General features: G+C 71.7%; 16 protein-coding genes. 5 read left to right on the top strand and 11 right to left on the bottom strand.

What is annotated here, in order from left to right; all coding sequences use genetic code 11:
• Positions 1–137: 137 nt before the first annotated feature.
• On the bottom strand, positions 138–2,615 hold the full coding sequence (locus ACH41F_RS25295) for an alpha-L-arabinofuranosidase C-terminal domain-containing protein (RefSeq protein WP_398837642.1): 2,478 nt from the start codon (positions 2,613–2,615) through the stop codon (positions 138–140).
• A 134-nt stretch (positions 2,616–2,749) separates the two neighbouring features.
• On the opposite strand from ACH41F_RS25295, the gene ACH41F_RS25290 reads away from it, so the two are divergent.
• Positions 2,750–3,193 (top strand): DUF6314 family protein, encoded by a 444-nt coding sequence (locus tag ACH41F_RS25290; RefSeq protein ID WP_391242088.1) that lies wholly within the window; start codon positions 2,750–2,752, stop codon positions 3,191–3,193.
• Between the two features lie 3 nt (positions 3,194–3,196).
• Here the strand turns inward: ACH41F_RS25290 and ACH41F_RS25285 are convergent, their stop codons facing one another.
• From ACH41F_RS25285 to ACH41F_RS25275, 3 genes are all read right to left on the bottom strand, one after another.
• Positions 3,197–3,790 (bottom strand): histidine phosphatase family protein, encoded by a 594-nt coding sequence (locus ACH41F_RS25285; protein WP_391242086.1) that lies wholly within the window; start codon positions 3,788–3,790, stop codon positions 3,197–3,199.
• A 122-nt stretch (positions 3,791–3,912) separates the two neighbouring features.
• The gene (locus tag ACH41F_RS25280; RefSeq protein ID WP_391242084.1) at positions 3,913–4,338 is read right to left on the bottom strand and encodes a GNAT family N-acetyltransferase; all 426 of its coding nucleotides are present in this window, start codon (positions 4,336–4,338) and stop codon (positions 3,913–3,915) included.
• A gap of 73 nt (positions 4,339–4,411) precedes the next feature.
• Positions 4,412–5,845: an aminotransferase class I/II-fold pyridoxal phosphate-dependent enzyme gene (locus ACH41F_RS25275; protein WP_391242080.1), complete on the bottom strand. Its 1,434-nt coding sequence runs from the start codon at positions 5,843–5,845 to the stop codon at positions 4,412–4,414.
• Here ACH41F_RS25275 and ACH41F_RS25270 point away from each other — a divergent pair.
• The gene (locus ACH41F_RS25270; protein ID WP_391242077.1) at positions 5,844–6,776 is read left to right on the top strand and encodes an EamA family transporter; all 933 of its coding nucleotides are present in this window, start codon (positions 5,844–5,846) and stop codon (positions 6,774–6,776) included. The two genes, ACH41F_RS25275 and ACH41F_RS25270, sit on opposite strands and share 2 nt — an antisense overlap.
• A 131-nt stretch (positions 6,777–6,907) precedes the next feature.
• The gene (locus ACH41F_RS25265; protein WP_391242074.1) at positions 6,908–7,108 is read left to right on the top strand and encodes a DUF1918 domain-containing protein; all 201 of its coding nucleotides are present in this window, start codon (positions 6,908–6,910) and stop codon (positions 7,106–7,108) included.
• Positions 7,109–7,124: 16 nt separating this feature from the next.
• Here the strand turns inward: ACH41F_RS25265 and ACH41F_RS25260 are convergent, their stop codons facing one another.
• A complete protein-coding gene (locus ACH41F_RS25260; RefSeq protein WP_398837719.1) occupies positions 7,125–8,384 on the bottom strand; it encodes a glycoside hydrolase family 10 protein in 1,260 nt (419 codons plus the stop codon).
• 298 nt (positions 8,385–8,682) lie between these two features.
• Here ACH41F_RS25260 and ACH41F_RS25255 point away from each other — a divergent pair, with 298 nt between their 5' ends.
• Together ACH41F_RS25255 and ACH41F_RS25250 are read left to right on the top strand one after the other, a co-directional pair.
• On the top strand, positions 8,683–9,543 hold the full coding sequence (locus ACH41F_RS25255) for a 3-hydroxybutyryl-CoA dehydrogenase (RefSeq protein WP_391242071.1): 861 nt from the start codon (positions 8,683–8,685) through the stop codon (positions 9,541–9,543).
• Between the two features lie 223 nt (positions 9,544–9,766).
• Positions 9,767–10,024 (top strand): hypothetical protein, encoded by a 258-nt coding sequence (locus ACH41F_RS25250; protein WP_391242068.1) that lies wholly within the window; start codon positions 9,767–9,769, stop codon positions 10,022–10,024.
• Between the two features lie 237 nt (positions 10,025–10,261).
• Here the strand turns inward: ACH41F_RS25250 and ACH41F_RS25245 are convergent, their stop codons facing one another.
• From ACH41F_RS25245 to ACH41F_RS25220, 6 genes are all read right to left on the bottom strand, one after another.
• The gene (locus ACH41F_RS25245; protein ID WP_391242065.1) at positions 10,262–10,807 is read right to left on the bottom strand and encodes an NUDIX domain-containing protein; all 546 of its coding nucleotides are present in this window, start codon (positions 10,805–10,807) and stop codon (positions 10,262–10,264) included.
• Between the two features lie 107 nt (positions 10,808–10,914).
• Complete coding sequence (locus tag ACH41F_RS25240) at positions 10,915–12,255, bottom strand: transcriptional regulator (protein WP_398837638.1); 1,341 nt, start codon at positions 12,253–12,255, stop codon at positions 10,915–10,917.
• 263 nt (positions 12,256–12,518) lie between these two features.
• Entirely contained in the window at positions 12,519–13,589 is a 1,071-nt protein-coding gene (locus ACH41F_RS25235; protein WP_398837637.1) for a PP2C family protein-serine/threonine phosphatase, read from the bottom strand.
• Between the two features lie 212 nt (positions 13,590–13,801).
• A complete protein-coding gene (pheT, locus tag ACH41F_RS25230; protein ID WP_391242055.1) occupies positions 13,802–16,312 on the bottom strand; it encodes a phenylalanine--tRNA ligase subunit beta in 2,511 nt (836 codons plus the stop codon).
• Positions 16,312–17,433 (bottom strand): phenylalanine--tRNA ligase subunit alpha, encoded by a 1,122-nt coding sequence (gene pheS / locus ACH41F_RS25225; protein ID WP_398837635.1) that lies wholly within the window; start codon positions 17,431–17,433, stop codon positions 16,312–16,314. Before pheS ends, pheT begins: the two co-directional genes overlap by 1 nt.
• A gap of 127 nt (positions 17,434–17,560) precedes the next feature.
• On the bottom strand, positions 17,561–18,697 hold the full coding sequence (locus ACH41F_RS25220) for an ATP-binding protein (protein ID WP_391242049.1): 1,137 nt from the start codon (positions 18,695–18,697) through the stop codon (positions 17,561–17,563).
• Between the last annotated feature and the right edge of the window lie 103 nt (positions 18,698–18,800).

Raw genomic sequence — 18,800 nt, 5'->3', positions numbered from 1 at the left:
CCCTCCGTCGCCCTCCGACCGGAAGCGCCGGTGGGCCCGTCGGCCGGCCGAGGGCGCGCGCCCGCAGATGGACCCTCGCTCCCGGCCCGGCACCCTGCGCGCCGGTGCACTCACGTCACCGGCGCGCAGGCGAGAAACTACTTCTGCCGGATTCTCAGGAACGTGATCGAGTTCGCCGGGAAGGTGTACGAGAACTCGCTCGCGACCCCGTCGAACGTGGACCGGACCGGGGCGACCGGCGTCTCGGTCTGCGAGTTCACCGCGTCGGGGTCGGCCGTCAGCGTGGTGACGCGGGCCCTGGAGGCGACCTTGGCGCCGCCGAGGTCGATCGCGGTGCGGGCCGGGACGGACTGGGCGTTGACGACCTTGACGATCAGGTCGCCGGTCTTCTTGTCCCGGGTGACGACCTGCCGGAACGGCTCGGCGGGCTTGTCGTCGGTGAAGCTGCCCCACTCCTGGCCGTCGAGGTAGAGGGTGACCTGGCGGCCGCGCACCTTCACCTCGATGTCGTAGGTGCGGCCCGTCTCGATCGTGCCGGGCTTGGAGATCAGCGTGGACTTGCCGCCGTCCACGGCCTGCTCGACGGCGGACTGGGTGTTGTTCCAGCCGCCCAGGTTCCACCAGTAGTAGGTGCCGGTGTCCTTGACGCCGAACGCGACGAGGAAGCCTTCCTTGCCGGACTTCTTGGTGGCCTTCACCTTCAGGTCGTAGTCGTGCCAGTCCGGGTCGCCCGCCGACACCATGGTGTTCTCGGCGGCCACGTCGCTCTGCACGTACTGCCCGTCCTGGACGCTCCAGCTGCCGCCGCCGGTGTGCGTCCACCGCGAGGCGTCACCGGAGAAGTCGTCGCTCAGCAGGGAGTCGCCGTCCGCGTCCGTGACCTGGACGTCGTCGTAGGCGGCCGTGGTCGCCCAGGTCGACAGGCCGACGGCGCCCTTGATGGGGCCGGTCAGCGACGGGGTCCCGGTGGCCGTGGAGGGCACCACGCGGTCGCCGACGTTGGTCATGAACAGCTTCTGGACCTCGTAGTTGGCGGAGTTCCAGGAGGCGTGGTTGTTGAACCAGACCAGGTCCGGCTGCCACTGGACGTAGTCCTCGTTGGCGAACAGCGGTGCGTAGGAGGCGAGTTTGACGACGTCCGCGTTGCGCTCCAGGCCGGTCATGAAGGCCGCTTCGGCGAGGCCGTTCTTGAAGGCGTTGCCCCAGGAGGCGTACTCGCCGAGGAAGACCTTCGGGCCCTGCCGGTCGTAGGAGTCGTAGCGGTCGTTGTTCTGAAGGAACCACTGCGTGCTGTTGTAGTAGTGCTCGTCGACCATGTCGACGTGGGCGTCCCGGTTGAGCTTCCAGGCCGTGTCGAAGGTCGAACCGGCGTCGTCGGGGCCGGAGTTGGAGATCAGGGTGATGTCCGGGTACTTCGCCTCGATGGCGGCGCGGAACCGCGTGAACCGGGCGAAGAACGCCTCCGGCAGGTTCTCCTCGTTGCCGACCTCGAGGTGGGTGAGGTGGAAGGGCTTGGGGTGGCCCATCCGGGCGCGGACCTTGCCCCATGTCGAGGTCGCCGGGCCGTTGGCGAACTCGATGAGGTCGAGGGTGTCCTGGATGTGCCGTTCGAGCAGCGCCTCGTCGTCGACGGCCTTGTTCTGGCCGCAGCCGGTGACCAGGGCGGGGACGACGGGCAGCGGCATGGCGCCGATGTCCTCGGAGAAGCGGAAGTACTCGTAGTAGCCGAGACCGTAACTCTGGTTGTAGCCCCAGAAGTTGGAGTTGGTGGCGCGCTCCTCGACCGGGCCGACGGTGTCCTTCCACTGGTAGGAGCGCTTGCGCTGCCAGCCGGAGGCCTCGCTGTAGTCCTCCATCGAGCCGGTGTTGACCAGGCAGCCGCCGGGGAAGCGCACGAAGCCCGGGTGCAGGGCGGCGATCTTCTCCGCGAGGTCCTTGCGCAGGCCGTTCGCCTGGTGCTTGTAGGTGTCCCGGGGGAAGAGGGACACCATGTCCAGGGCGGTCGCGCCCGAGGAGGCCACGGTCAGCCGCCCCGCGCTGCTGGTCCGGGTCGCGGTGAGGGTGGCCCGGTACTTGGCCCAGCCGCTCTTGGTGACGGCCACCCGGCGGGCGGTGGCGAGGGAGCCGGCGGCGTCCTGGAGGGAGACCGTGAGGGTCGTGCCGCCCTCGGCGCGGGCCCACACCGAGAAGTCGTACGTCTTGCCCTCCTCGACCGGGACACCGGTGTTGTACCCGGCGTTCGTCACGGCCGAACCGACGCCCAGGGAGAGGTAGTTGCGGTTGCGCGCATTGAGTCGGCCGTCGTCGTTCACGACCCGTCCGGTGCCGTCGACGCTCCAGGAGGTGAGGGGCGTGTACGAGGCGTTGTCGTCGGTGGAGTACTCGAAGGACCGGTTCTGCACGAGCTCGGCATACAGACCGCCGTCGGCGGCCCGGTTGATGTCCTCGAAGAAGACGCCGTACATCGTGTCGTCGATCTTCGCGCCCTTGGCGGTGGGATCGACGGTGATCGCGTAGTCGGTGGCGTCCTCGGCGTGGGCGGGAGCCGGCACAAGACCGGCGGCCACCAGGAAGGCGGTGGCGGCGAGGCCGAATCTCCAGCGGGTGCGTGACATGGATACTCCGCGGCTCGATGGGGAGTTGTTCGATATATCAGACACTGATCAGCACTTCGAACGGCAAGATAGGGAGGGGGTCGGCGAGCGTCAACGGGTCGCGCGGTACCGAAAGTGTCGGAAGGGAGGAACGCGTGGGTGAGTTCTGGCCGGTAACCGACGTGCTGGCGTATCTGGCCGGGAGTTGGCGGGTGGGGCGCGCGGTGCGGGATCTGGCGAGCGGGGGGACCGGGGAGTTCTCCGGCACGACGCTTTTCCGCCCCCTGGACGGCGGCGGGCTCCTGCATCACGAGTCCGGCACCTTCGTCTGGCAGGGCGTCCCCCGCCCCGCCGAACGCACTCTGCGCTTCCTGCCGGGGAGTTCGGCGGCCGAGGCCGAGGTGTGCTTCGCCGACGGCCGCTTCTTCCACACCCTCGATCTGAGCCTCGGGCACCACCTCGCCGACCACCCCTGTGCGGCGGACCTCTACCGCGGCGAGTTCACCGTCCTGGACGAGGACCGGTGGCGGTCGGTGTGGCGGGTGGGCGGCCCCGCCAAGGACCTCGTCCTCACCACGCACTACACCCGCGCGAGCTGACCGCTACGCCCGCAACGGCTGCGTCGGCGCCCCGTCGAAACGCAGGTTCCAGCGGCCCCCGCGGCCCGTCACGGTGGTCGTCGACAGGGGGCGGACGTCGATGTTCCAGTAGGTCGACGGCGGCGCCTTCAGCGCGTACACCAGCGCGGCGCGCACCACCGAGGGCTCGGCGACGGCGACGATCCGGCCGCCGTCCTCCACCGGCCGGGTGTCGAGCCAGCCACCGACACGGCCGATGAAGGCCAGCAGCGACTCCCCGCCGTGCGGGGTACCGCGCGGGTCGGCGAGCCAGGCGTCCACCGCCTCCGGCTCGCGCGCCATCGCCTCGCCCAGGGTCAGCCCGCGCCAGCGGCCCATGTCGCAGTCCCGCAGGGCCAGCTGCACGAGCGGCGCGTAGCCGAGGCCGTCCCCGGTCGCACGGCTGCGCGGGGTCGGCGAGCAGTAGCGCAGCTCCGCGGCGGCCAGAGGCAGCAACTCCCCCGCGGCGCGCTGCACCTCGTCCCAGCCGGCCTGGTCCAGCGGCCGGTCGTCCTCGAAGCGTTCCGCGAGGACGGGAGTGCTGCGCGCGGCGGCGACGAATGTGACCCGGAGTGCCATGCGGCGATGGTGAGCGGAGAAAGTGCGCAGGTCAAGAGGGGTTACCCAGGAGTTACGCAGGGTTGGCGAGACCTTACCGCGCGGTCAGGATCTGCCGGACAACTCGTCCGAAACGAGGGGGCCTAGTAGAGGTGGGCCATCCAGTGGTCCGGGTTCGCGAGCGGCGCGAACCCCGCCTTCTCGTAGACGCCGTGCGCGTCGTGGGTGGCGAGCAGGATCCGTCGCAGACCGTACGGCCTGAGGTGTTCGCGGACGGCTTCCACGAGCGCGGTCCCGATCCCCTTGCCGCGCACGGACGGGTCGACGTACACGTCGCAGAGCCAGGCGAAGGTGGCCTGGTCGGTGACGATCCGGGCATACGCCACCTGCTCCCCCGAAGCCGTGTCGTACACCCCGAAGTTGAGCGACCCCGCGATCGCGCGGTCCTGCTTGTCCCGGGACCGGCCGATCGCCCAGTACGCGTCGGTGGAGAGCCAGTGGTGGACGCGGGCGGCGTCGATGCGGTCGGGGTCGGCGGAGATCTCGTAGCCGTCGGCGAGGTTGCTCATGCGGGGATCCTCGCAGGGCGGGGGCAGGGCGGGCCAACGGTTTCCGAGGCGCTCCGTGGCACCCCCGCTCCCCCTACAGCACCTCGTCCCCCGCCGCCCGCAACCGCCGTACCCCCTCCGCGATCTCGCCGGTCCCGGCCACCGCCGCGAAGCTCAACCGGACGTGTCCCGCCGGTGGTTCCGCGCTGAAGTAGGGGCGGCCCGGGGTGATGGCCACGCCCGCGCGGAGGGCGGCGGCGGTGAGGGCGGCCTCGTCGGCGCCGTCCGGCAGGCGCAGCCACAGGTGGTAGCCGCCCGACGGGACGTGCGGGAGGGCGAGTTCGGGAAGCTCCAGGGCGAGAGCCGTGGTCATGGTGTCGCGGCGGGTCTTCAGGTCCGCGGAGATCGCCCGCAGATGACGCGGCCAGGCGGCCGAGCCCACGAGTTCGAGCGCCGCCTCCTGCAAGGGGCGGGGCACGAAGAAGGTGTCGACGACCTGGATGGCCCGCAGCCGCTCCAGCACCGGCCCCCGGGCCGCGAGCGCGCACACCCGGAAGCTGGGCGAGGTCGCCTTGGTCAGCGAGCAGACGTGGACCACGACCCCGTCGGGGTCCTCGGCGGCCAGGGGAGGCGGCAGCTCACCCGCGTCGGCGTGCACGAGCCGTCGTACGAAGTCGTCCTCGACGACGAACGCGCCGGCCTCCCGCGCGATGCGCAGCACCTCGCCCCGGCGTTCGGGGGCGAGCACGGCACCGGTGGGGTTCTGGAAGAGCGGCTGGCACACGAACACCCGGGCGCCGGTGGCCCGGAAGGCGTCGGCGAGCAGCTCCGGCCTGACCCCGTCCGGGTCGACCGGCACCGGCACCGGCCGCAGCCCCGCGGCCCGGGCGATGGCCAGCATCCCGGGGTAGGTGGGCGACTCGACGAGCACCGGCGCCCCGGGCGGCGCCAGCGCCCGCAGCGCGATGGTCAGCGCCGACTGCCCGCCCGCCGCGATCAGCACCTCCGCCGCCGTGACCGAGCCGCCGATGCCCCGCGCGAACCAGGAGCGCAGTTCCGCGAGTCCCTCCATGGGTGGCCGCCCCCAGGCGCCGGGCCGGCGCGCGGCGCGGGCGAGCGCCGCGGCGAGGGCCTGTTCGGGCTGGAGGGAGGGGTGCAGGTAGCCGCCGGTGAACTCGATGACGCCGGGCGGCGGCTCGGTGAGCGAGACCAGGACACCGCCGGCGTCCACCGAGCGCGGGACGGTGTCGGCCGCGCCGTCCGCGCTCAGTGCCACCTCCTGCCAGGAGGTGTCCCCGGCCGGGGCGGCGGTGGTCCGGGGCCGGGCGCGGAACACCCCGGCACCGGGCCGGGTGACGACGAGCCCTTCGGCGGCCAGCTGCGCCAGGGCCCGCGAGACGGTCACCGGGCTCACCCGGTACTGCTCGACCAGGGCCCGGCTCGACGGCAGCTTTCCACCAGGAGAGTAGCGGTCGAGTCCGCTCCGCAGCCGTTCGGCCAGCCCATCCACGCTGCTACGCTCTTGCATGAGAGCACAGAGTAGCGCTACTGCCCCGATCACGATAGCGGCCGGCAGTGATTCCGCCCCGGCCGGCAGGCCCACCAGCGCCGCCGGCACCCTGCTGGCCGGTCTCGGCGTCGTCGCGTTCTCCCTCACCTTCCCCGCGACCGCCTGGGGTCTGGAGGGCTTCGGGCCCTGGTCCCTGGTCGCGGTGCGCAGCGCCCTCGCCGCGCTGATCGCCGGGGGCTGTCTGCTGGCGCTGCGCGTCCCGGTGCCCGCCCGGCGGTACTGGGCGGGGCTCGTCGTCGTCGCGGGCGGTGTCGTCGTCGGCTTCCCGCTGCTGACCACCCTCGCGCTGCGGACGTCGACCACCTCGCACGCGGCGGTGGTGGTCGGTCTGCTCCCGCTCACCACCGCGCTGTTCTCCGCCCTGCGCATGGGCACCCGCCCCTCCCGCACCTTCTGGACGGCCGCCCTCGCGGGAGCCGCCGCTGTCCTCGCCTTCACCGTGCAGCAGAGCGGCGGCGCCCTGACCTCGGCCGACCTGTACCTCTTCGGCGCGCTGCTGGTGTGCGCGGCCGGCTACACCGAGGGCGGCCGGCTGGCCGGGGTCATGCCGGGCTGGCAGGTCATCGGCTGGGCGCTGGTGCTGTGTCTGCCGCTCTCCGCGCCCGCCGCCGCGGTGGCGCTGTCGTACGAGCCCGCGCACCTCACCGCGCACAGCGTGCTCGGGCTGCTGTGGGTGGCGGCGGGCTCGCAGTTCCTCGGTCTGGTCGTCTGGTACCGGGGCATGGCGGCGATCGGCATCCCCAAGGCCAGCCAGTTGCAGTTGGCCCAGCCCCTGCTCACACTGGTGTGGTCGGTGCTGCTGCTGGGTGAGCACCTGACGCCGGCCGCCCCGCTGACGGCCGCGGCGGTGCTCGTCTGTATCGCCGTCACCCAGCGGGCACGCGGCTGAGCGGCACGCACGCGCCCGGTTCCCACCGGGCCCCCGCGCCGTAGACTCGACGCTGAACCCAACACGGAAAGCCGACGCGGAAACCCAACGCAACGGACCGATGCTCCCGCACCTGCGAGGAGGACCGACAGATGCGCGCAACCGTGGGCGACCAGCTTGTGCAGCACGGCAGGGTGGTCGGACAGCACGACAAGATCGGCGAGATCGTCGAGGTCATGGGCCAGGAGGGCAACCCCCCGTACCGCGTCCGCTTCGAGGACGGGCACACGGGCGTGTGCTCACCCGGCCCCGACACCGAGATCCGCCACAGGGACGACCTGCACCGGGCCTAGGCGGACAGGGCCCAGGTCAGCGTGAGGGCTTCGCCGGCTGCTGGTAGTGGTCGGCGACCACGCGCGCCATGGCGCCGATCCGGTCCGCGGTCACTTCCCTGGCGGCGAAGTACACGTGCCCGCGCACCTCCGGGTGCTCCTTGGCGAGGGTGAGGTGCCGGGACAGTTCGGCGGGGTCCTGCCAGGCAGCGGGCTGCGCCGGATCACCGGCCTTGTACAGCGCCTCGCCCAGGTACAGCTTCGTCCTGCTCCCCCGCGCCACCTCGGCCCACCAGGGCACGAGCTTCGCGTAGTCGGCGGCCGCGAAGCCGATGTTCCAGTAGAGCTGCGGCACCAGGTAGTCGATCCAGCCCTCCCGGACCCACTTGCGGGTGTCCGCGAAGTTGTCGTCGTACGACTGCACCCCCGCGCGCGTGGCGGAGCCGAGCGGGTCGGTGGCGGCGTTGCGCCACACCCCGAAGGGGCTGATGCCGAACCGGGTGCCCGGCCGGGTCTCCTTGATCCGGTCCGCGGTCTCGCGCACCAGCAGGTCGATGTTGTCCCGCCGCCAGTCCGCCCGGGAGGAGAAGCCGCCGCCGTGTTCGTCGTAGGCCGCGTCGTCGTCGAAGGTCTGGCCGGCCACCGGGTAGGGGTAGAAGTAGTCGTCGAAGTGGACCGCGTCCACCGGGTACTTCTCCACCGCGTCCAGGATCGCGTCCTGCACGAAGGCGCGGACCTCCGGCAGTCCGGGGTTGTAGTAGAGCTTCCCGCCGTAGGCCACCACCCACTCCGGGTGCCGGCGCGCCGGGTGCGAGGCGACGAGCTTGGCCGGGTCGGGCTGGTTGGAGACGCGGTACGGGTTGAACCAGGCGTGCAGTTCCAGGCCCCGTGCGTGCGCCTCGCGTACCGCCGTGCCGAGCGGGTCCCAGCCCGGGGACTTGCCCTGGGTGCCGGTGAGGTACTGCGCCCAGGGCTCGTACGGCGAGGGCCACAGCGCGTCCGCGGTCGGCCTGACCTGGAGGATCACCGTGTTGAGACGGTCCGCCACCGCCTTGTCGAGGTGGGCGATCAGCTCGGCCCGCTGCTGGGCGGCGCTCAGCCCGCTCCGGGACGGCCAGTCCCGGTTGGCCACGCTCGCGATCCACACGCCCCGCATCTCCCGGGCGGCTCGCCCGCGGCGGGGCTCCGGACCGCCCGCCGCCGGGGCCCCGGCGGCCACCGCGCCGCCTGCCGCCATGAGCGCCGAGAAGGCGGTCACCGTGAACGCCCGCCGCGACAGCCGTGACTTCGGATGCATCCTCACGCGTACCTCCCCTGCGCCGTCTGTCCGCGGCTCAGACTGCCACGGGGCACCCGGACATCCGGTGAGCGATCGCCGAGGCGGGCGTGCGGGTTTCCGAGAGGTGCCGAACCTCTCAGCCCCGCGCGTACACCCGTGCGAACCCCGGGGTTTCCCTCGCCTCGCGGCAGAGCCTCCGTCGAGCGGCACCGACCCGACCGATCGATCATCGATACTTTCCAGTAACGTGCACGAACGGAGCAGGCACCGTGACCGCGGGACCCTGCGACGTCCGTAGACCAGCGAAAGGGACGATGTGACCGACATCGAGCGCGTCGGAGTGGTGGGCTGCGGCCAGATGGGAGCGGGCATCGCCGAGGTGTGCGCCCGCTCCGGCCTGGACGTGAAGGTCGCCGAGACCACCGGCGAGGCCCTGGAGATCGGCCGGACCCGGCTGCTCAACTCCCTGGCGAAGGCCGCCGAGCGCGGCAAGATCAGCGAGGAGGAGCGGGACGCGGCGCTGGCCCGCCTGTCCTTCACCACCGACCTCGGCGAGTTCGCCGACCGCGACCTCGTCATCGAGGCCGTCGTCGAGAACGAGCAGGTCAAGACCGAGATCTTCCAGGTCCTGGACCAGGTCGTGACCCGCCCGGACGCGATCCTCGCCTCCAACACCTCCTCCATCCCGCTGGTGAAGCTGGCGGTCGCCACCTCGCGCCCCGACCACGTCATCGGCATCCACTTCTTCAACCCCGCCCCGGTGCAGCAGCTCGTCGAGCTGATCCCCGCGCTCACCACCTCCGAGGGCACGATCAGCCGCGCCCAGGCCTTCGCCGAGAAGCTGCTCGGCAAGCACGCGATCCGCGCCCAGGACCGCTCCGGCTTCGTGGTCAACGCGCTGCTGGTGCCGTACCTGCTCTCCGCGATCCGCATGTTCGAGTCGGGCATCGCCGGCCGCGAGGACATCGACAACGGCATGGAGATGGGCTGCGCCCACCCGATGGGCCCGCTGAAGCTGTCGGATCTGATCGGCCTGGACACCATCGTCTCCATCGCCCACTCGATGTACGAGGAGTACAAGGAACCGCTGTACGCCGCTCCCCCGCTGCTCCTGCGCATGGTGGACGCCGGTCGCCTGGGCCGCAAGACCGGTTCCGGCTTCTACACCTACGGCTGACAGCGCGCGCCGCGGTGCACAGTGCCCGTTCCAGGGTGTTGATGACACAGTGCGACGAACACGGGCCCGGCACTCTTCGGAGCGCCGGGCCCGCCGTATTCACACACCGTGTGCGCGTCGGGCACGCATATGCCCATCGCACACTCTCCCCACGCGCCCACCAGGGGAGTTGACTCCTCATGCACATGCAAGGGATGTGATGACTACGGAAAGGAGCGGACTCGTGACCGCCGAACCGGAGCATCCCGTGGTCCATGGAGAACTCGCAGAGTTACGCCGCCGACTCGATGTCGCGTATGCGCGCGTCGAGGGAGGGCTCGCTCTGCTCAGCCATCGCACGGAGGAGACGGACAAGGAACTGGATGACCTGAGCGCACGCATCGTCGCACTGGAGCACTCCCGTTGGCCGCTGCCCGCCGTCGCGGCACTGACAGCCGTGGGCGCGCTCGTCGTGGCGATCTGGCAGGCCCTCGGACGCTGACGCCGGCCCGGCGCGGGTCGGGCGGGGCCGGGCACAGGCGGCGGCACCCTTCCGGGCGCGGGCGAGCGGGGGTCCGGTGCGCGCGGCTGCGAGGCCGGGGTGGCCGCCCCCCGCGAGCGGGAACCGGACGCGGAGGGGTCGGCCACCCGAGGACGGGCCGCGGCCGTACGTGCCGGACCCCGCGCCCCCGGTGTGGTCCGCCGGCGAGGCCCCGGGCGCGGGACCGGGTGGGGGATGTCAGGGCAAGGCGTCCTGCCCGAGCCGAAGATGGTGCAGCAGGAGTAACGCGGCCGCCATGTTGGCGGCCGGGACCTCACCCCGGGCGACCATGTCGGGGACGAGCTTGAGGGGGACCCATTCCCGGCGGTCCGACTCGAAGTCGTCCACGGGGTGACCGATGTACTCGCCCTCGTCGGCCCAGTAGACGTGGTGCCGGGCGTCGGTGAGGCCGTTGGACGGTTCCACGCTCATGAGGTGGCGCAGAGGTCCCGGTCGCCAGCCGGTCTCCTCCTCCAGTTCCCTGGCGGCCGCGTACGCGATGTCCTCACCGTCCTCGACGACGCCCGCGGCCAGTTCCCACCCCCAGCTGTCGGTGATGAAGCGGTGGCGCCACAGGAGGAGGACCTCGTTGGCCTCGTTCACCACCGTGGCCACGGCGACGGGCCGCAGCCGTATCAGGAAGTGGTCGAGATGCCGGCCGTCCGGCAGCTCGACATCCGCGAGATTGACGCTGAACCAGCGGTTTTCATACACGGTTTGTTCGTTCTGTTTCGTCCACTGCACGGTTCTGCCACCTTCCGCTGAGTAAGTGGCAATATCGCAGCAGGAAGAGTTCGGCAGCAGACGCCGAGAGACCCCTCAGCGCCCCGGCGCAGTGCGTGGAGGGGGGTTTACAACGGTACGCGCAGCGCCCCGTCGATCAGTTCGGCTGCCTCGGCCGTGCCCGCGCAGCCGTTGCGGACCAGGTGCTCGCGCACCGCGCGGAGTCTGTCGCGCAGGCGCTGGGACTCCATCCCGCGGGCCTGTTCGGCCATCTGCACCGCCGTGGCCACCGCTTTGTCGGCGTTGCCCTGGCGCAGCTCGATCGTGCTGAGCATGGCGAGCCGGTGCACCCGGCCGCGGTCGTGGGCGGGGTTGTCGACGGCCTGCGCGGCATGCTCGCGCGCCGCCACCAGTTCACCGAGGCTGAGCAGTGCCTCCGCCACCTGGACGTTGACCAGTCCCGGCTGGACATAGCCCGTTTCGTCGGGTTCGTATCCCCGCCGGATGCGTTCTGCGGCCTGCTCGGCACGCCGGATGCAGGACAGCGCGCTCGTGCCGTCACCGAGGTGCGCGTACGCCTTCGCCTGCATCGCGTACAGGTCGGAGGCGAGAGCCGGGGTGATGTGCTTGCCCGCGGCGCGCAGCGCGGCCTCCGCGAAGGCGACGGCCTGCCGGTGCTCGCGCATGAACAGCGACTGGTTGACCAGGAGCGCGATCACATACGCGCCAAGTCCCCGGTCGCCACTGGCCTTCGCCAGCCTGAGCGCCTGGTGGAAGTAGCGCTGGGCGAGCCCGTGCGCGTCGGAGTCGTACGCGCAGATCCCCGCGACCGCCACCAACCCGCCGGTCGCCCGGTGCAGTTGGCGTCCGATCTCGTCGGTATAGCTGCCGCGCAGCAGCGGCGCGGCCTCGGCGTTGAGGAAGCCGACGATCCGGGTACGGGTCGCCACGCCGCCGGTCTTGCGGTACATCTGCTCGTAGTGCGTGCGGGCGGCCCGCAGCATCTCCAAATCACCGGCGGTGACCCGGTGCCGGCCACCACGCGACACGTCCACGTCCTCGGGCGGGTTCTCCCACTCCCACACCGGCATGACGGCGGGCGTGCCGGTGACCGCGGGAGCGCCCAGGACGTGCGGCCGCTGCTGCTCGTCGGAGCGCCACAGGGCGGTGGCCCGCTCGACGAAACCGGAGAGCGAGGTGGTGTGCGGCGTCGCGGGTTCACCGGGGACGCCGAGCCCGATGTCGTCGAGGGTGACCGTGCGGCGCAGCCGGGCGCCGAGCACCTCGCAGATCAGGTCGGGCACTTGACCGCGGGGCCGCTGCCCCTTCAACCACCGCGCCACGGCGGTGTGTTCGTACCGGAGCGCGAGTCCGCGCGCACGGCCGGCTTGGTTCACGTGTGCGGCCAGCCCCGCGTGCGAGATCCCCGCCTCGTCCAGGATCGCGTCGAGCAGAGTATTGGGCTGCATATATGCCCCCGGGTGGCTCGGTGCCAGTCAGAGTAGTGGGTGTGGCTTCACACGGGGTGTGAACGGAGTGCTCGAATCCGCAGCGTGCGCGCACTGTCGCGGAGAGTTTCCAGCCGGTTGACTGAAATGCCTCGCAAGAGGCCGGCCGGGCCGCCGGCTCCCCCTCGTACAGTGCGGCGGCCCGCATCCGCCGTCCGCCCAGCTGCCTGCCCGACACTCCGTGGCGGGGCGGACGGCGTCGCCGCGCTGGCTCGGCCGTACGACTAAGCGCCGTTGCGTTCGAGGCGCGTCGTCGGCTGCGGGTGCGTCACGGCTGGTCGCGCCCGCGCGGCGGAGCCGCTGATGTCATCGCGCCGCGCCCCTGGGGCAGGCTGCTGGCAACGTTCGTTTCGCAGTATCAGTAGGGCGATGTCATCCGCGGGGGCGCTGGCCGCGTGGCGCAACAGGCCTGCGAAAACCGAACCGAGAACCGCCTGAGGAGGCTCGCCCGCGGCCTTCACCAAAGCCGTCGGCAGGGAAAAGAACCGGCCATGAGAGTCTCGCGCGTCCTCGGCTCCGTCTGTGTGGAGGACCAGGGCTTCGCCGGGGAGCAGGAAGCCGCAGTGCATGGGCGGCAGTTCGGGCGGGAGGGGGAACGGTCCGAGCGGAGGGAAGGGGTCCGCTCGGGTCAGGGGGTCGACCCGGGCGCCGCTCAGCAGGTACGGCCACGGGTGGCCGCAGTTCAGTGCGCAGACGTCGCCGTCCCGGCCGATCTCCAGGAGCAGTACGGTGACGAACTCCTCGGCGACCGGGTCGTCGTCCCGGGCCCGCTCGCGCAGATGCCTGCCCAGCGCGCGCTCCAACCGGCGCAGCACACCGCCGAGTTCGGGCTCGTCATGGACGGCCTCACGGAAGCTGCCGAGGACGGCGGCGACGGTACCGAGAGCGGCGAGGCCGTGCCCGCGGACGTCACCCATGCCGACCCGTACGCCGTACTCGGTGGCGATCACCTCGTACAGGTCACCGCCGACAGAGGCACCGCGGTCCGCGGAGAGCTGGGCGGCAGCGATGTCCAGCCCTTCGACGCGCGGCGGGAGCGGTCGCAGCAAGGCACTCTGCGCGGCACCGGCCACCTGCCGGATCTGCCGGAGTTCGCGCAGCAGCGCATGCCGGACGTGAAGGATCAGCCCGGCGCCGACAGCGAGGAACACGGCACTGGTCGCGAGGCGTGCCTCGAAGCCGGTCTGCTGGGCGAGCGGACAGGTCAGCTTGTACGAGACCGCCACGGCCCCCCACGCGGTGGGTAATCCCAGCGAGAGCACCCTGCGGGGAAGCCGACCCCTGATACGGATCATGCCGATGGCCCCCAATAGGCCCAGACAGCACAGAAGGACCGACCCCGAAGGGCCGGTCCGATTCTGTCGACAGCATGACCCGGAAGGACCAGATCACTGGGAGTTCTCACTCAAACGAGTGAGGTAACGGATGGGGGTGTGGGGGCTCGCCCCCACAGGGGCGCGGGGAACTGCGCGACCAGCCACAGCTCACCCGCACCCGGCACACGACATCAGCCGCGCAGGACCGCTCCCGTACGCTCGCCCGCCAGGGCCACCGCGGCGTCCCTGGCAGCCGATGCCTCGTCGACCGTCAGCGTCCGGTCCGCCGCCCGGAACCGCAGCGCGTACGCGAGCGACTTCTTGCCGTCGCCCAGCTGCTCCGCGTTCTCGTACACGTCGAACAGCCGGATCGCCTCGAGGAGTTCGCCCGCGCCCTCACGCAGCGCGGCCTCCACGTCGACGTGCGGCACGAACCGGTCCACGACCAGCGCCACATCCTGCGTGGCGACCGGGAACGTGGAGATGCCCGGTGCCTGCGGCGTGTCGTCGCCGACCGCCTCCAGCGCGTCCAGGTCCAGCTCCATCGCGCAGGTGCGGGCGGGCAGGCCGAAGGCCTTCAGCACGCGCGGGTGCAGCTCACCGGCATGGCCGACGACCTTCTCCCCGCCCTCGGCGACCACCACGAGCTCGGCGCACCGCCCCGGGTGCCACGGCCCGTACTGTCCGCCGCGCACGATCAGCTCGACGCCGGCCTCACGGGCGACGACCCGCGCCGCCTCGATCGCGTCGGCCCAGTCCGCCGGACGGCCCTTGCCCCACCAGCCGGCCTGCTCCCGCGCACCGGCGAGCACGACAGCGGCGTGCCGGGGCTGCTCGGGCAGCGCGGCGTCCAGCGAGGCGAGCTCCTCGTCCGTGGGGCGCCGGTCGACGGGCAGCGAGACGGCGACCCGCTGCTCCTCGCGCGGGACGAAGACCAGGCCGGTCTCGAAGAGCGCCAGGTCGTGCGAGCCGCGGCCGTCGTTGCGCCGCAGCGCGCCGAGGAGGCCCGGCAGCAGCGACGTGCGCAGCGCGGGCTCCTCGTCGTTGAGCGGGTTGGTCAGTTTCACGACCCGGCGGGCCGGGTCGTCGGCCTCCAGCAGGAGCTGGTCGAAGACCTGCTCGCCGAGGAAGGGGTAGGTCGGCGCCTCGACGTACCCGGCACCGGCCAGCGCCCGGCCGACACGCCGGTGCAGCCGCTGGCGGTGGGTCAGGCCGCGGCCCGAGGGGGGCTTGGGCAGCGTGGAGGGCAGGTTCTCGTAGCCCTCCAGCCGGATGACCTCTTCGGCCAGGTCGTTGACCTCGGCGAGGTCGGGACGCCAGGACGGGGCGGTGACGATCAGCTCGTCCTGCCCGTACACGTCGCAGCCGACCTCCTGGAGGCGGCGCACGACCGTCTCACGGCCGTAGTCCACGCCCGCGACCTTGTCCGGGTGGTTCGCCGGCATGGTGATGGTGTGCGGCGCGGATGGCGTGGCGATCTCGGTGACACCCGCGTCGGCGGTGCCGCCCGCGAGCAGCACGAGCAGGTCGACGGTCCGCTGTGCGGCCGCGGCGGCGGCGGCCGGGTCGACGCCCCGCTCGAAGCGCCGGGACGCCTCGGAGGACAGCTTGTGCCGGCGGGCGGTACGCGCGATCGACACCGCGTCGAAGTGCGCGGCCTCGACGACCACGTCGGTCGTGCCTTCGCCTTCCTCGTGGTCGGCGATCTCGGTGTTGGCGCCGCCCATGACACCGGCGAGGCCGATCGGACCGCGGTCGTCGGTGATGACCAGGTCCTCGGCGTGCAGCTTCCGCTTCACCCCGTCAAGGGTGACGATCTCCTCGCCCGCACCGGCCCGGCGCACCCCGATGGTGCCCTGGACCAGCTTCCGGTCGTAGGCGTGCAGCGGCTGGCCGAGCTCCATCATCACGTAGTTGGTGACGTCGACGGCGAGCGAGATCGGGCGCATGCCGACCTTCTGAAGCCGGCGCGTCAGCCAGAGCGGGGACCGCGCCTCGGGGCTGAGGCCGCTGACCGTGCGGGCGGTGAAGCGGTCGCAGCCGAGCGGCTCCGCGATCTGGACCGGGTAGCCGTAGGCGTTCGGGCCGGGGACGTCGAGGAGCGCCGGGTCGCGCAGCGGCAGGCCGTAGGCGATGGCGGTCTCACGGGCGACGCCGCGGATGGACAGGCAGTCGCCGCGGTTGGCGGTGACGGCGATGTCCAGGACCTCGTCGACCAGCTCAAGGAGCTCGATGGCGTCCTTGCCGACCTCGGTCTCCGGCGGCAGCACGATGATGCCGTGGCTGCCGTCGTCGCCCATGCCCAGCTCGTCGCCGGAGCAGATCATGCCGTGGGACGTCTTGCCGTACGTCTTGCGCGCGGAGATCGAGAAGCCGCCCGGCAGGGTGGCGCCGGGCAGGACCACGACGACCTTGTCGCCGACGGCGAAGTTCCGGGCGCCGCAGACGATCTCCTGGGGCTCGCCGGTACCGTTGGCCTGGCCGACGTCGACGGTGCAGAAGCGGATGGGCTTCTTGAAGCCCTCCAGCTCCTCGATGGTCAGCACCTGGCCGACGACCAGGGGTCCCTTGAGGTCGGCGCCGAGGTGCTCGACGGTCTCGACCTCGAGGCCGGCCGAAATGAGCTTGGCCTGGACGTCACGGCCGGTTTCGGTCGCCGGCAGGTCGACGTACTCCCGCAGCCAAGAAAGCGGGACCCGCATCAGATCTCCATCCCGAACGGCCGGGTGAACCGGACGTCACCCTCGACCATGTCTCGCATGTCTTCGACGTTGTGGCGGAACATCAGCATCCGCTCGATGCCGAACCCGAAGGCGAAGCCGCTGTACTTCTCCGGGTCGACGCCACAGGCGGTGAGCACCTTGGGGTTGACCATGCCGCAGCCGCCGAGCTCGATCCAGCCCTCGGAGGAGCAGGTGCGACAGGGGCGGTCGGGGTTGCCGACGGACTTGCCGCGGCAGACGTAGCACACCATGTCCATCTCGGCGGACGGCTCGGTGAAGGGGAAGAAGTTCGGCCGCAGCCGGGTCTTCATGCCCTCGCCGAACAGGGCCTGGACCATGTGGTCCATGGTGCCCTTGAGGTCGGCCATGGTCAGGCCCTCGTCGACGGCCAGCAGCTCGACCTGGCGGAAGACCGGGGTGTGCGTGGCGTCCAGCTCGTCGGTGCGGTAGACGACACCGGGGCAGATCACGTACACCGGCAGCTCACGGCTCAGCAGCGAGCGGATCTGCACGGGCGAGGTGTGGGTGCGCAGCACGACACCGGACTCGGTGCCGCCCTCGGGGCCCTGCACGAAGAAGGTGTCGGCCTCGCCGCGGGCCGGGTGGTCCGGGCCGATGTTGAGCGCGTCGAAGTTGAACCACTCGGCCTCGACCTGCGGGCCCTCGGCGACCTCGTAGCCCATGGCCACGAAGACGTCCTCGATGCGCTCGGAGAGCGTGGTGAGCGGGTGGCGGGCGCCGGCCGGTACGCGGTCGTAGGGCAGCGTGACGTCCACCGACTCCTCGACCAGCACCCGCGCGTCGCGCTCGGCCTCCAGCTCGGCCTGCCGGCCGGCGAGGGCCTTGTTCACGGCGCCGCGGGCCTGTCCGACGAGCTTTCCGGCGGCGGCCTTGGCCTGCGGGGGCAGGGCTCCGATCTCGCGGTTGGCGAGGGCCAGCGGCGAGGTGCCGCCGGTGTGGGCGACCTTGGCCTCCTGGAGCGCGTCGAGGGAGTCCGCGGCGGCGAAGGCGGCGAGCGCCTCGTCCCGCATGCGCTCGATCTCTTCCGGTTTCAGGGCCTCGACCTCTACAGGGTCGTACGACTTGTTCGGTGCCGACATCTCTTCCCGTGCTTCCGATTGGCTGGCGGATGGTCCCCGTGACCGGCGCTCAAGCCGTGTGCAGGACACAAAGGTGCCAAAGGCCGAGTCTAACGGGGTGAGGGTGTACGCATGCGCCCGTGGGCCGCTAGGCGAGATACGCCGGCGCCGCCACGGGCAACGTAAATCGGAACTCGGCGCCGCCCTCGGGGGCGCGGCCGACGGTGATGGTGCCGCCGTGGGCCTCGACGATGCCCTTGACGATGTACAGCCCGAGGCCGGTGCCGCCGCGCTTGCTGCCCCGCCAGAAGCGGGTGAAGACGCGGTTCATGGACTCCTCCGGGATGCCGGACCCCTCGTCGCTCACCGTGACCGACGTGCCGACGTCCTCTCCCTCGCGGGGGGACGCCGAGGGCGTGATGTCAATCGTGACCGTTCCCTCGCCGTGGCGCACGGCATTTTCCAGGAGGTTGCTGAGCACCTGGTCGATCTTGTCGGGGTCGGCCCACAGCATGGGCAGCGGCTGCTCGATGCGGAGCAGGAACCGGTCGGCGGTCTGCCCGGCGGCGACGTACGCCTGGATGTGCCGCCCCACGGCTGCCCCGATGTCGACGGGCTGCCGCCGCACCTCCAGGCGTCCGGAGTCGATGCGCGAGATGTCCAGCAGCTCGGCGATGAGCCGGGTGACCCGGTCGGCGTCGGCGTCGACGGTCTCCAGCATCAACCGCTTCTGGTCGTCGGTGAACCGCTCCCACTTGGCGAGCAGGGTCGCGGTGAAGCCCTTGACGGAGGTGAGCGGGGAGCGCAGCTCGTGGGCGACGGTGGCGATCAGCTCGGCGTGACTGCGCTCGGTGCGGCGGCGGGCCTCGGTGTCCCGGAGGGAGACGACGACGCGGTGCACGGGCCCGGTGGGTTCGGTGCGCACGTACTGGGCGCAGACGAGGACCTCGTGGCCGCCGGGCAGGAGCAGGTTCCGCTCGGGCTGCCGGCGCCGGATGGCCAGACCGCCGTAGGGATCGGTCACCTGCCACCAGCGGCGCCCCTCCAGGTCCTCTAACGGCAGGGCCTTGTCGAGGCGTTGTCCGAGGGCTTCGGCGGCGGGGAGGGCGGTGATGCGTTCGGCGGCGGCGTTGAAGCAGATGACCCGGCCGTGCTCGTCGGCGACGACCAGTCCGTCGGGCAGTACGTCGGGGTCGATGCCGAGCCCCGCGGGATCGCCGGGACCGGGCGCGGCCCCCTGCCGCGCGTCCCGTGCTCCCGGTGCGCTGCTCGTGCCGACACTCATCCCCGTACCCCACCTCTCACGACGGCTGAGGGGCCCCCGAGCTGGTCACCCTACTAGCCCCTGCCGCCGGTTTCCCGCCGTCCGCCCGAAGGGTGGGCCCGGC

Origin of the sequence: Streptomyces sp. NPDC020489 (assembly GCF_044386545.1) — a bacterium.
Taxonomy (GTDB): Bacteria; Actinomycetota; Actinomycetes; order Streptomycetales; family Streptomycetaceae; genus Streptomyces.
Note: the sequence above shows the minus strand (reverse complement) of the source record. Positions and strands in the feature narration are given on the sequence as shown.

Bases quoted from the DNA above. Each gene is read 5' to 3' on its own strand.
- ACH41F_RS25265 (WP_391242074.1), top strand. From the start codon at position 6,908: ATGCGCGCAACCGTGGGCGACCAGCTTGTGCAGCACGGCAGGGTGGTC.
- ACH41F_RS25280 (WP_391242084.1), bottom strand. From the start codon at position 4,338: ATGAGCAACCTCGCCGACGGCTACGAGATCTCCGCCGACCCCGACCGC.
- ACH41F_RS25260 (WP_398837719.1), bottom strand. From the start codon at position 8,384: ATGCATCCGAAGTCACGGCTGTCGCGGCGGGCGTTCACGGTGACCGCC.
- ACH41F_RS25275 (WP_391242080.1), bottom strand. From the start codon at position 5,845: ATGCAAGAGCGTAGCAGCGTGGATGGGCTGGCCGAACGGCTGCGGAGC.
- ACH41F_RS25295 (WP_398837642.1), bottom strand. From the start codon at position 2,615: ATGTCACGCACCCGCTGGAGATTCGGCCTCGCCGCCACCGCCTTCCTG.
- ACH41F_RS25240 (WP_398837638.1), bottom strand. From the start codon at position 12,255: ATGCAGCCCAATACTCTGCTCGACGCGATCCTGGACGAGGCGGGGATC.
- pheS (WP_398837635.1), bottom strand. From the start codon at position 17,433: ATGTCGGCACCGAACAAGTCGTACGACCCTGTAGAGGTCGAGGCCCTG.
- ACH41F_RS25285 (WP_391242086.1), bottom strand. From the start codon at position 3,790: ATGGCACTCCGGGTCACATTCGTCGCCGCCGCGCGCAGCACTCCCGTC.
- ACH41F_RS25270 (WP_391242077.1), top strand. From the start codon at position 5,844: ATGAGAGCACAGAGTAGCGCTACTGCCCCGATCACGATAGCGGCCGGC.
- pheT (WP_391242055.1), bottom strand. From the start codon at position 16,312: ATGCGGGTCCCGCTTTCTTGGCTGCGGGAGTACGTCGACCTGCCGGCG.
- ACH41F_RS25220 (WP_391242049.1), bottom strand. From the start codon at position 18,697: ATGAGTGTCGGCACGAGCAGCGCACCGGGAGCACGGGACGCGCGGCAG.
- ACH41F_RS25235 (WP_398837637.1), bottom strand. From the start codon at position 13,589: ATGATCCGTATCAGGGGTCGGCTTCCCCGCAGGGTGCTCTCGCTGGGA.